Origin of the sequence: Candidatus Photobacterium acropomis, assembly GCF_030685555.1 — a bacterium.
Classification (GTDB): Bacteria; Pseudomonadota; Gammaproteobacteria; order Enterobacterales; family Vibrionaceae; genus Photobacterium; species Photobacterium lucens.
This window is the reverse complement of the sequence record NZ_CP131609.1, coordinates 2,707,658-2,719,840: the sequence shown is the minus strand read 5'-3', so window position 1 is coordinate 2,719,840 and position 12,183 is coordinate 2,707,658. Positions and strand designations below refer to the sequence as shown.

9 protein-coding genes are annotated in these 12,183 nt (G+C 39.7%); 5 read left to right on the top strand and 4 right to left on the bottom strand.

Annotation, left to right across the window (positions count from 1 at the left end; all coding sequences use genetic code 11):
- The first annotated feature begins 174 nt into the window (after positions 1-174).
- Positions 175-1,185 carry a dTDP-glucose 4,6-dehydratase gene (gene rfbB / locus Q7657_RS19255; RefSeq protein ID WP_107165419.1) on the top strand — a complete coding sequence of 337 codons (1,011 nt, stop codon included), beginning with the start codon at positions 175-177 and terminating at the stop codon, positions 1,183-1,185.
- Between the two features lie 104 nt (positions 1,186-1,289).
- Here the strand turns inward: rfbB and Q7657_RS19250 are convergent, their stop codons facing one another.
- Entirely contained in the window at positions 1,290-2,198 is a 909-nt protein-coding gene (locus Q7657_RS19250; RefSeq protein ID WP_107165418.1) for a DUF6454 family protein, read from the bottom strand.
- Between the two features lie 268 nt (positions 2,199-2,466).
- Here Q7657_RS19250 and tsgA point away from each other — a divergent pair, with 268 nt between their 5' ends.
- Positions 2,467-3,657 (top strand): MFS transporter TsgA, encoded by a 1,191-nt coding sequence (tsgA, locus tag Q7657_RS19245; protein ID WP_053987010.1) that lies wholly within the window; start codon positions 2,467-2,469, stop codon positions 3,655-3,657.
- 1,505 nt (positions 3,658-5,162) lie between these two features.
- On the opposite strand, the gene Q7657_RS19240 is transcribed toward tsgA, so the two are convergent.
- Positions 5,163-6,419, bottom strand: a complete 1,257-nt coding sequence (locus Q7657_RS19240; protein WP_107165417.1) for an SLC5/6 family protein — start codon at positions 6,417-6,419, stop codon at positions 5,163-5,165.
- Positions 6,420-6,756: 337 nt separating this feature from the next.
- The gene (gene ald, locus Q7657_RS19235) at positions 6,757-7,875 is read right to left on the bottom strand and encodes an alanine dehydrogenase (RefSeq protein ID WP_107165416.1); all 1,119 of its coding nucleotides are present in this window, start codon (positions 7,873-7,875) and stop codon (positions 6,757-6,759) included.
- 422 nt (positions 7,876-8,297) lie between these two features.
- On the opposite strand from ald, the gene Q7657_RS19230 reads away from it, so the two are divergent.
- The 3 genes from Q7657_RS19230 (at position 8,298) to mnmH (ending at position 11,184) form a co-directional block, all read left to right on the top strand.
- Positions 8,298-8,846: an NAD(P)H nitroreductase gene (locus tag Q7657_RS19230; RefSeq protein ID WP_053987007.1), complete on the top strand. Its 549-nt coding sequence runs from the start codon at positions 8,298-8,300 to the stop codon at positions 8,844-8,846.
- Between the two features lie 215 nt (positions 8,847-9,061).
- Positions 9,062-10,096 carry a selenide, water dikinase SelD gene (gene selD, locus Q7657_RS19225; protein ID WP_107165415.1) on the top strand — a complete coding sequence of 345 codons (1,035 nt, stop codon included), beginning with the start codon at positions 9,062-9,064 and terminating at the stop codon, positions 10,094-10,096.
- Positions 10,096-11,184, top strand: coding sequence for a tRNA 2-selenouridine(34) synthase MnmH (gene mnmH, locus Q7657_RS19220; protein ID WP_107165414.1), 1,089 nt, complete (start codon positions 10,096-10,098; stop codon positions 11,182-11,184). The genes selD and mnmH overlap by 1 nt, the downstream gene beginning before the upstream one ends.
- Positions 11,185-11,277: 93 nt before the next feature.
- Here the strand turns inward: mnmH and Q7657_RS19215 are convergent, their stop codons facing one another.
- On the bottom strand, positions 11,278-12,057 hold the full coding sequence (locus tag Q7657_RS19215) for a glucosaminidase domain-containing protein (protein ID WP_107165413.1): 780 nt from the start codon (positions 12,055-12,057) through the stop codon (positions 11,278-11,280).
- Between the last annotated feature and the right edge of the window lie 126 nt (positions 12,058-12,183).

Genomic DNA, 12,183 nt, shown 5'->3' with positions numbered 1-12,183 from the left:
TACTAGTGCTTAATAATATCGGGTTGTTTTTGTTTTGGGCTAAAGTTATCAATTAAGGCTACTCGTTTTAAATTTTATTAACTACAATCAATAATTAAGTACAACAGTATATTTTCTCTTACTGTTAGTGATTAAACGTTACAATGGCGTGTTTAAAAAATAAGGTTCATTGTAGTGAAAATCCTAATAACAGGTGGTGCTGGGTTCATTGGCTCAGCGGTTATTCGCCACTTGATACAAAATACACCTCATCAAGTGATGAACATCGACAAGCTAACGTATGCTGGCAATTTAGCGTCACTAGAATGTGTCAGTGATGATGACAGGTACAGTTTTGAACAGGTAGATATCACTAACCGTATTGAGATTGAGCGTGTTTTTTCTCAGTATCAGCCAGATGCTGTGATGCATTTGGCTGCTGAAAGTCATGTGGACCGCTCGATTGATGGGCCTGCGGCATTTATTGAAACTAACGTGATTGGAACGTACGTGTTACTGGACGTGGCAAGACACTATTTTTCTGCGCTTTCTGATAGTCGTCGTCAGCAGTTTCGGTTTATTCACGTATCAACCGATGAAGTTTATGGCGATCTTTCACCACAAGCGAAGCCGTTTACTGAAACCTCACCGTATCAACCCTCGAGCCCTTATTCTGCATCGAAAGCATCGAGCGATCATTTAGTCAGGGCGTGGCACCGCACTTATGGCTTGCCTGTCATTGTGACTAATTGTTCAAATAATTATGGCCCGTATCAGTACCCTGAAAAACTAATACCAGTGGTGATCCTAAATGCCTTAGCAGGGAAAGCACTCCCTATCTATGGCAACGGTCAGCAAGTGCGTGACTGGCTGTATGTTGATGATCATGCGAAAGCGTTAGTAGCTGTAATAGAGAAGGGAAAAGTCGGTGAGACGTATAATATAGGCGGTAACAATGAACAAACCAATATAGCTGTTGTTCATGCTATCTGTGATGTACTGGAGATCTTAGTACCTAATAAGCCACAAGGGGTTAAGACATACCGTGACTTGATTGTTTATGTGGATGTTCGCCCAGGTCATGATAAACGCTATGCCATTGATACTACGAAAATTGAGCAAGAGCTTGGCTGGACGCCGCAAGAGAGCTTTGAGTCTGGTTTGAGAAAAACGGTTGAATGGTATTTAGCGTATCCGTCATGGTGAGGGTAATTAAAGTTAGTAAAAGTTAACAGCGGTAAAGTCGAGATCTGTGCGATAAAAAGCGAAGCACGAAAGCTTCGCTTGGTTTGATCTGTTGGCTGTTAACCTTAACTGTTGTGTTCTTTATAGACGTAAATTGAGGTTTTATTATCTTCAGGCGCAAAATAGAACGTGAGGCTTTCATGTTCTTTCTCAATCCAAAATGGATTTTGTGTCATAGGAAGGTCGGGCTTTATCCATGCGTCAACGGGCATCTGCTGTGAAAGTGTCATTGATCTTGTATCGATTAATTCCAATCCACCAAATGCGACTTCGTCTTTTCCATTAACTGTGTATTTCTTTAAACCAGAGCAGATAAGGAAATGCCCGCTGGTAAATTTACAGTCCTGATAATCAATATAGTAAGACGTATTTTTTACTGTTGTACTTTGTGGGTTTGCTTTGTTGCCTTTTAACGGCCAAGTGTAAGATTCACGTGAGCCCCAAGTGCCGCCATACAGAGTTTCTGTTTCAGGATCACAAGAAAGGGCACCAATATGATCATTAACCGTAAATTGCTTGATGATTTCCAGTGAATTAGGATCCACTTTATAGATATTAGAGTGGCTGTGAGGGCGGTATTCTGCCACTGGCATCCAAATATTTTTCCCGTCAAAATCCAAACCACCAGGGTGATAAATATCGCCTTCGCCAAAGGTTACCTGAGCAACCAGTTTTCCGGTTTTATCAAATTTGAATAAATGCCCTTTGCCTTTCCCCGCCGTGCGATCTAACCCTTGTATTGGTTTTGAATATTTTGTTGGTTGCTCTATAACTTCTACAGAAGAGATATAAAAGTAGTCACCGATCTTGACCATGCCTTGAGGATGATAGGTATTGCCTTCCAGTTTGATTTCTTGCTTATTGTCCCATTTCATATGGCCATTTAATTGACTGAAGTTGCTTGCAACATCTTGAGGCAAAGCATAAGCATTTAAAGAAAGTAAGATTACGCTCGGAAGTGTTTTTTTGAACATAGGTCACCAATAAGAATTAAGTTGTCGCGAAATGCGCTAAAACTAAATGAAAATAATGACAGTTCTATTAATTGGGGAAAGGCAAGTGTGAAGGAGTAAATATTCTTACTGCTAATTTTTCGCTGAATAAATCCTGAATTTAATGATGTTTTATCCTAATACGTATCACTTGAATGATGCTTTGTGAGTATAATCACAATTAAATGTAATACTAATTGGTAGCATTTCATTACATTATTTTTCACTAGAACGTTTTTCAGGATTTGCTATGACAAACACAAACCGCAACCTCCTGACATGGATCAGTTTTTTATCTTATGCGTTGACTGGCTCGCTGATCATCGTCACAGGTATTGTGATGGGCGATATTGCTAAGTATTTCGACTTACCAATATCGAGCATGAGTAATACCTTTACTTTCTTAAACACAGGTATTTTGATCTCTATTTTCCTCAATGTGTGGTTGATGGAAATTGTACCGTTAAAACGCCAGCTTATCTTTGGTTTTTGTCTCATGGTATTGGCGATTTTAGGGCTAATGTTCGGGCATAACTTGGCGATTTTCTCTGGCTGCATGTTTGTATTAGGTGTGGTGAGTGGTATCACCATGTCGATTGGTACATACCTTATTACCCATATCTATGAAGGTAAGCAACGTGGTTCGCGCCTACTGTTTACTGACTCGTTCTTTAGTATGGCGGGGATGATTTTCCCTGTGATTTCAGCTGCAGTATTAGCACGTCATCTTGAATGGTACTGGGTGTATGTAGCTATCGGTGGTATCTATTTAGCGATTTTTATTCTGACGTTAATTGCTAAATTCCCTGTACTGGGTAAAAAAGACGAAGAAGAATTTGAAGTGATCCCTGAGAAAGAAAAATGGGGATTAGGCGTGGTGTTCTTAGCGATTGCGGCACTGTGCTACATTCTTGGTCAGCTAGGTTTTGTTTCTTGGATCCCTGAATACGCGACTAAAGATTTAGGTATGTCGATCACCGATGCCGGTCAATTGGTGAGTTATTTCTGGGGCGCATACATGATCGGCATGTGGATCTTCAGTGTACTGTTAAAGAAATTTGACCTGCAGCGTTTCGTGATGGTATTAGCAGCACTAGCAACGGTACTAATGTACTGGTTCAACAAAGATACTGATGCGAAAACATTGCTTTACGTGATTTCAACATTGGGCTTCTTTAGTAGTGCGATTTACACTTCGATCATTACCTTGGGCTCACAGCAAACCAAAGCTGCATCACCGAAATTGGTGAACTTTATTCTGCTTTGCGGCACTATCGGTACCATGCTGACCTTTGTGGTTACCAGTCCAATCGTAGACAAGTTTGGTGCACATGCGGCATTGGTTACCGCAAATGGCTTATACGGAGTGGTCTTTGTGATGTGTTTCTTAGTCGGCTTTGTGACGAAACATCGCATTTACGGTCATGCAGACGCTGAATAAAATAGGCATTCATTTGAAATAAATAAACCACTACAGTTTTACTGTAGTGGTTTTTTTTTTAAAATATTGATAAATATTCGTTTTAAATGCATTGAATTTATAAATAATAGTTAATAATCCAATTAAATATAAATATAGATATTCGGTCAATATATTTAGATATTATTATCATAATAATCTGGTACCATTATTATTAAATAATAAAGTATTTATATATCAGTGCCTTGTTGATGTCTTTGGGTAGGTTAATAAGCAGGAAAATCATTTTATAAATAAGTGCCAAATATTTAACTTTACAAATAAATATACTAAATTAGCATATAGTACACTTTTGAGTTTACTTGGATGTAAAGTTGAATCGTTATGACACTCCTTTTGGTAATTTTATTATTTTTATTTGCGTCAATAATCACGACGACTTGTGTGTGTTATATCTTTACGGGAGCAAAAGTGATTGAAAGCGAGGCTTCGCCAGATCATATCGAGAGCGATAGCGCGTTATGGACTGAGTTAAAAGACTGAGTGTTTGTCTTGTTGCGTTGAATATGATCACTGATGGGCGTTAGTTTTTATCGTATTCACATCCGTCTGACATAATTACAGATAAAGAGGAGGCATTAAATCTCCTCTAGTTAAAGTAATGATGGCACTGGATATTGTAAAAGATGTTTTATTTTGGGCTGACTTACTAGATTGTTCTAGTCGCGTGTGTATTGCTCAATAGCCGTGTTATTTAGAAAGCTAAAATTCGCATAAATATTTACTTATGAAGCCACTACAGTTTTTCTGTGGTGGCTTTTTTATGAATAATGTTTTTTATAATTATGTGGTTAATATGAATTTACTTTATAAATAAACGAGTAATGGCTGTCTAAATATAAATTAAGTCATTAGTTTAATTTATTCATATTTTTTAGCTGTAATAATTCGTTACTGATAAATTTTAACCAAAAAAAACCTTTGGATCAGTACCTTATAATAAAACGGTGAGCAATTAATAATAACAAAATAAATTTTATAGATGACCGTCAATTTTTTGACTTTACAAATAAATATATCAATTTAGCATGTCGTACACCTCTAAGTTTACTCGGATGTAAAGTTAAATCGTTATGACAGTCTTTTTTGAAATATTATTGTTTTTATGTGCTTCATTAATCACTACGGCATGTATGTGTTATATTTTTACCGGAGCGAAGGTGATTGAAAATGAGGCTTCACTGAATCATATAGAAAATGACAGTATGCTATGGGCGGAGTTAAAAGACTGATCGTTTATCTTGATAGCAAGCGTTGTTTTTTACAGCATTTTTAGACTGTGGATTGTTATCTTATCCGTCTCAATTTTTTAAAAACAGCAGCTAAACTGCCATAGTAATTATTTGATGTCATAGGTTTTATTAGCTTTATTAATGAATTAGAACAAATGCATTTAAAATGCGTAATAGGTTAAGCCATTAAAGCCTCTCAAGAAAACAGCCAATTTAATGGCTGTTTTTTTGTATTTATAGCAAGTTGTATACAATCGCTGATATCGCAATCAAGCCAATAACAGTCACAAATATATTGCTCATCTTACCGCGATGGCGCTTCATTGCATCAACGTTGCGAATAGCATACATCGGCAGAATAAATAAAATCAGCGCAATCACAGGGCCTGAGAAGGTTTCCATGATCCCAAGGACACTTGGGTTTTTCACCGCAGCATACCAAACCGAGAAAAAGAGAATAGCAATAGTCAGCTTATTTACGAGCTTAGGTTGGAGTTTGGTATGTTTGGCAATAATGCCGTTTAAACTTTCTCGTCCTCCCAAGAAGTGACCGAAGAAAGAAGAAATAATGGCAATACAAGCAATAAACGGGCCGAAAGAGGCGATCAGTCCACTGCCTGTGACGTTTGCCAGATAAGACAAGATAGAAATATTTTGCGCTTTGGCATCGGCTAATTGCTCTGGACTTAAACTGAGGGCACACGAGAAAACAAAGAACAGTACAAAGGTGATCAGCATCATCGAAGTATGCTTTAAGATGAAATCGACGCGTTTATCTGTCTGTTTGCCATAGTGTCTTTTCTGAGCAACGGAAAAACTAGAAATGGCAGCGGTGTGGCTGAAGGCAAAAATTGTGGTAGGGATAGCGAGCCATAATGTTCGGGTAAATTCTTTGGCGTCTGGTACTTGTGAAAAGTCAGGCATGTGCCAGTTGGGGATCAAGTACAGTGAGATGCCAAATAAAATAAAGACTAACGGGTAAACAATCACTTCAAAAGCACGTAAGACGGTTTTTTCACTTGCCATCATGACGCCAATCATCGCAGTCACTAATATACCAGATAGCATAATACGTGGTGGTGCAGCCATCCCCAGTTGGTTGACCATATAACTTTCAACCGTATTGGTTAATCCCACCCCGTAGATCATTAATATTGGAAAAATAGACAAGAAATAAAGTAGTGAGATCAGAAAACCGAAGCGATGACCAAAGTGCTCTTCGACAACATCTGTGAACTCCGCTTTTGGATTGTTTGACGACAAAATAAATCTCGCTAAACCACGGTGTGCTAAAAAAGTCATGGGACCTGCGAGTAATGCCATGATGATCAATGGCCACATTCCACTGGCACCGATATTGATAGGAAGAAATAATATCCCTGCGCCAACGGCTGTACCAAAGAGGCTAATAATCCAGGTTTTATCGTGTTTATTTAAGGTAAGTTTTTGATCTGTTGTATTGGTAATTTCAACGTTATTGGGAAGCGACATGTGATTGACCTTATGGGTTAATGTATTTGTTATAGGTATTTTCATATCGAACATAATGATAACAAATTTGTAACTATTGGTGTATTTCTATAAGGTATATTTGTTGCTTAGATCTCATAAATATTTCATTAAAAATAACAAATTTAGTTTTTTATATTAATGATTCGTTTTTTGTGATTATGTTTCGAAATTAAATATCGAAATGCAGCTCAAGAGAAGCGTGAAACGATGGGAAAGTGTCAGTAGGAAAGAGCAATGAAAAGTAGGTGGAATAAATACGCTTTAATAAAAACGCCCACTATGCATTTTTTACAATGCTAGCGGGCGTTGGGGTGTTTTATGATGTGATAACTGAGTCTGCACTTACGTAAGGTAAGTTGAGTGAGGTTGCGACACTTTCACAAGTGATTTGTCCACGGTAAACATTTAGACCATTGAGTAGGTGTTTATCGTCCTGTAGGGCTTTTTGGTAGCCTTTATTAGCAAGGTTCACAATGTAAGGCAGTGTTACATTGTTAAGGGCAACAGCTGATGTACGAGCAACCGCCCCCGGCATGTTTGCAACACAGTAGTGAACCACATCATCAACAATGTAAGTAGGCTCGCTATGCGTTGTTGCATGAGATGTTTCTACACAGCCGCCTTGGTCGATAGCCACATCCACAATGGCTGAGCCTGGCTTCATTTTCTTGATCATCTCAGCTGTGACCAGTTTTGGCGCTGCCGCACCGACGACCAGAACACCACCGATAACAAGATCTGCTTCAAGCACATGTTTTTCAATTGAGTCATTGGTTGAGTAAACTGTTTTTAGCTTACCAGCAAATTGCGCGTCAAGTTGACGAAGCACATCAATATTACGATCAATTACCGTTACATCAGCTTGTAAGCCTAACGCCATTTGCGCCGCATTAGCACCTACTACACCACCACCAATAATCACCACTTTCGCTGGCTCAACACCTGGTACACCACCAAGTAAGATACCGCTACCGCCACGAGACTTTTCTAATGCAAATGCACCTGCTTGAATAGACATACGACCAGCGACTTCTGACATTGGTGCAAGCAGTGGCAGACGACCATTTTTATCTGTCACTGTTTCGTAAGCAATACAAACAGCTTTGCTATTAATGAGATCATGCGTTTGCTCTGGATCTGGGGCTAGGTGTAGGTAAGTAAATAAGATCTGACCTTCGCGAAGCATTGCACGCTCAACTGCTTGAGGCTCTTTTACTTTTACAATCATTTCTGCTTCTGCAAAAACATCAGCTGCGGTAGCTAGGATTTGTGCGCCTGCATCGATGTAGTCTTGATCGCTAAAACCAATGCCTGTACCAGCGTTGGTTTCGACATAAACACGATGACCGTGAGATACCACTTCTTTGACAGCTGCAGGGATCATACCTACACGATATTCATGGGTTTTGATTTCTTTAGGGATACCAATGATCATAGTTTAAGCCTTAATATTTATGTTTATAGGTGTTGTTAGTTATTGGAATTATTATTAGGTTAAACAAATTAAAGCGGAATGTGTCACCATTTTTTAACTAAAAAACAACAAAACAAACTGGTTTTTTATTTGTAATTGGTATAAAAAACCAAATTAGATATTGCTCACAATTTAAAATGTGACTTTCGTTAAGTTTTTTGGTTTTTAAAACTGGCTGTTGTTTTTATATGTGGTTTTTATGACTGTTTTTTATTTTATTGGTAGTTGTTTTATCTGTGGTTAATAAGATTGTTTGAGTGAGGAGTTGGGAGGCTAGTGCGATGTTATTACATCATTCTTAGCGTTTAAAGACGTGTGTTGTACTGACTACAATCGTGTGTCGTGATACATTAAAACAATAACTATTTTCATTTGAGGTTACCATGGACGCGTTATCACTTTTACTGAATCGTCGCTCTATTCCTAAGCTGGCAGCACCAGCACCGAGTGGCGATACATTAGAGAATATTTTTAAAGCAGGTCTTCGCGCACCAGATCATGGTGGTTTAATGCCATGGCGTTTTATTGTCTCTGAAGGTGAGGGATTACAGCGCTTGGCTGATATTTTGGTTTCTGCGGCTAAAGCTGACGATCTTGAAGATTTTGTCATTGAAAAAGCGTCTAAAGCACCGTTTCGTGCACCTATGGTTATCACAGTTGTTAGTAAGGTGACGGAAGGGCATAAAGTCCCTGTGATTGAGCAACATTTATCGGCAGGTTGTGCGGTACAAGCGATGCAAATGGCTGCGGTTGCACAAGGTTTCTCTGGCTTTTGGCGTACTGGATCATGGGCTTACCACCCAGTAGTACGTGAAGCGTTAGGCGTGCAAGGTGAAGATATGATCGTCGGCTTTTTATATCTAGGATCAGTCGATTGTCGTGAAGCGAAATTACATGAACGTGATCTAACAAAGTTTGTTGAATACCTATAAACAGCAAACATTTTAGCGATAAGTTTTAAAGAGGTGATACCTATCCGGTGAATAATACCGTGAAAAGGATCACCTTTTTTAGTTTGTTTTGCTCGTTTTTAAGCCAAGTTTTGATTTATATCAACGGAAAAACCGAACGATGTTCGCTTCAAAGATGACAGGTGTCAGGGGCAGGAGTAGAATCCCTGACTCTTTCCCCTTTTTTGGAGCGTGTCATGGAAAATGTTCGCCTAACCCAATACAGTCACGGTGCCGGATGTGGTTGTAAAATCTCTCCCCAAGTTCTCGACACCATTTTACGCACCCAGTTAGCCCCATTTTCAGATCCTAACCTATTGGTCGGTAATGAAAGTAAAGATGATGCGGCAGTGTATGATTTAGGTAACGGTACATCTGTTATTAGTACCACTGATTTCTTTATGCCTATCGTTGACAACCCATTTGATTTCGGTCGTATTGCCGCAACCAATGCGATCAGTGATGTTTATGCCATGGGTGGTAAACCTATTATGGCAATTGCAATTTTAGGTTGGCCTGTGAATATTCTTGCCCCTGAAATCGCACAACAAGTGATTGAAGGCGGCCGTTCTGTTTGCCGTGAAGCCGGTATTTCTCTTGCTGGTGGTCACTCTATTGATGCTCCTGAGCCAATTTTCGGTCTTGCTGTGACTGGTATCGTGGATACCGATCGCGTTAAACGTAATAACAGTGCAGAGGCGGGTTGTAAGCTTTACATCACCAAACCGCTAGGTATTGGCGTATTAACAACCGCTGAGAAGAAATCTAAGTTGGCTGATGAGCACCAAGGATTGGCACGTGATTGGATGTGCAAATTAAATAAACCGGGTGCTGATTTTGCAGACGTTGAAGGCGTAAAAGCCCTAACAGACGTAACAGGCTTTGGTTTAATGGGTCACCTTACTGAAATTTGTGAAGGTAGCAACCTAAAAGCAAAACTATGGTTCGATAAAGTGCCGACTTTACCGGGCGTATATAACTACATTGAGCAGGGTTGTGTACCGGGTGGTACTGAGCGTAACTTTATGAGTTATGGTCATAAACTGGGTGCAATGACCGAGCAGCAAAAAGCGGTATTGTGCGATCCACAAACTTCTGGCGGCTTACTGCTTGCCGCAACGCCTGACTGTGAAGCAGAGCTTAAAGCGATTGCTGAGAAATATGATATTTTGCTGGAAGCGATTGGTGAACTAGAGCCGATGGATGGCGATACCTTTATCGAGGTTTGCTAATGCCACGTCCTAATTGCGATGATTTTCGCAGCTTGTTTGTTAACGATACACCGTTAATGGACATGCGAGCGCCTGTTGAATTTGAACAAGGCGCATTCCCAACGTCGGTTAGCCGTCCATTAATGACAAATGATGAGCGTGCCGCCGTTGGGACTTGCTATAAAAATAAAGGCCAGCAAGAAGCAATTAAACTGGGTCACCAATTAGTTAATGGTGATGTAAAAGCGGCACGTGTTGCCCAGTGGAAAGCGTTTTGTGAAGCCAATCCTAATGGTTACCTCTATTGTTTTCGTGGTGGATTACGCTCGCAAATTACTCAGCAATGGTTAAAAGAAGCTGGTATTGATTTTCCTTATATCAATGGTGGCTATAAAGCACTGCGTCGCTTCTTAATTGAGACGATTGAAGATGTTGCTAAGCAGCCATCAATGGTGGTTGCGGGTAATACGGGCAGCGGTAAGACCATCATGGTTAACGAGTTAACTTGTGGTATTGATCTAGAAGGGGCAGCCCATCACCGTGGTTCTTCTTTTGGCCGCTTTGTAACACCACAGCATACACAAATTGCTTTTGAAAATGATTTAGCGGTACAAATGCTGAAAAAACAAGATCGCGGTGTTACCCAATTTATCTATGAAGATGAAGGTAAAAGTATTGGCCGTGTAATGGTGCCGCTATCACTGCAAGCTACGATGAAAGATGCGCCTATTGCTGTGATTGATGATCCAATGGATGTGCGCTTAGTGCGTTTATTAGATGATTATGTGATCACTATGCAGCGTGATTATGTGGCGCAATACGGTGAAGAGCAGGGTTGGCTGTTATTTGCTGAGTACCTAGAAAAAGGCATGTTTAATATTCGTAAGCGTTTAGGTTTAGAGCGTTACCAAGAAATATTAGACGCTCAGCAACATGCGGTTAAAGTGATGCAATCGACAGGCTCGGTGACTGAGCATGACGCATGGTTAGTGCCATTGCTTGAGCAGTATTACGATCCTATGTACACCTATCAGCTAAGTAAAAAAGCGGATCGAATTGTATTTAGGGGCGATTACCAAACGGTGAAAGCTTGGTTTGAGGCGAAGTAATCGTCACTAACACCTTGTAAAAATAGAAAAGCTGACATGTTGGGACTTCACCAACAGTCAGCTTTTTTGTAAGTGGTGTTCACACAGTACAAATTATGTTGTTGTTTTAGGCATAACCTGCTGATTGGTTTTGATCATTTCCAATACTTGTTGGATGTATTGATGACCTATTTGAGAATAATTTAATAACCCATGAGCTAAAGCATCTGCGGTGATTTTTTCATGCTTGGCTTGTAAATTCGCACGGATATCACGTAGCTGCGTATACGCATCATTGGTATTGATATTATCGAAATAAGCTTGCACTGCGGCATAAACAGTAGGGAAGCGTTGTACTTCGTGATAATGCTCAGGATCGAGATCGTGAGGTGGAATACCACAGCCTTTGGTGAAGCACCATTGACCAAAAAAGCTATTCCCTTCGACGGCAAATCGTGATGTCCCCCATGAGGATTCCATTGCCGATTGTGCTAGTACCAGTTGAGCTGGAATAATATTAACCCGTTTTAATAACTCATTAAGCCATGCAGATGTGATCCCCTCTTTCGGGATCGGTAGCGCATACTCTTCACTTAAACTTTCAATAAAAGGGCTACTCGGATCGATTTTGGTTGGATCTTGGCTTAACTCTTCTAATATTTGGCGATCCGACAAGATCTGTTTATTCGCTTCTTCGACGAAGGGGGTCAGGTAGTCAAAAAATGCCTTCTTTTTATCTTCAATATTGATGATAGTGCTAAATGGTGGCCTTTTAGGCGGTTGAAATTGATTGTCTGTATTAACACCGTCAACAAATAACTGCTTTCCAAACCATAGGAAACCAATAAGAAGTATAAGTGTGAGTAAAATAATGAAGGGTTTTAGCTTAGTCATTCAAATCTCTTATGCATGGCTAGCGTTATATAGGTTTTGTGCGGATATTATCACAAAAATTAAACAAAAAAATGCTTCGTTAACTGGTTTTATATCCAGTATTTGTTGCTGATATGCAAGGTTTTC

Excerpts from the sequence above, each read along its gene's own strand:
- Q7657_RS19250 (WP_107165418.1), bottom strand. The coding sequence starts at position 2,198 with ATGTTCAAAAAAACACTTCCGAGCGTAATCTTACTTTCTTTAAATGCT.
- tsgA (WP_053987010.1), top strand. The coding sequence starts at position 2,467 with ATGACAAACACAAACCGCAACCTCCTGACATGGATCAGTTTTTTATCT.
- Q7657_RS19240 (WP_107165417.1), bottom strand. The coding sequence starts at position 6,419 with ATGTCGCTTCCCAATAACGTTGAAATTACCAATACAACAGATCAAAAA.
- ald (WP_107165416.1), bottom strand. The coding sequence starts at position 7,875 with ATGATCATTGGTATCCCTAAAGAAATCAAAACCCATGAATATCGTGTA.
- Q7657_RS19230 (WP_053987007.1), top strand. The coding sequence starts at position 8,298 with ATGGACGCGTTATCACTTTTACTGAATCGTCGCTCTATTCCTAAGCTG.
- selD (WP_107165415.1), top strand. The coding sequence starts at position 9,062 with ATGGAAAATGTTCGCCTAACCCAATACAGTCACGGTGCCGGATGTGGT.
- mnmH (WP_107165414.1), top strand. The coding sequence starts at position 10,096 with ATGCCACGTCCTAATTGCGATGATTTTCGCAGCTTGTTTGTTAACGAT.
- Q7657_RS19215 (WP_107165413.1), bottom strand. The coding sequence starts at position 12,057 with ATGACTAAGCTAAAACCCTTCATTATTTTACTCACACTTATACTTCTT.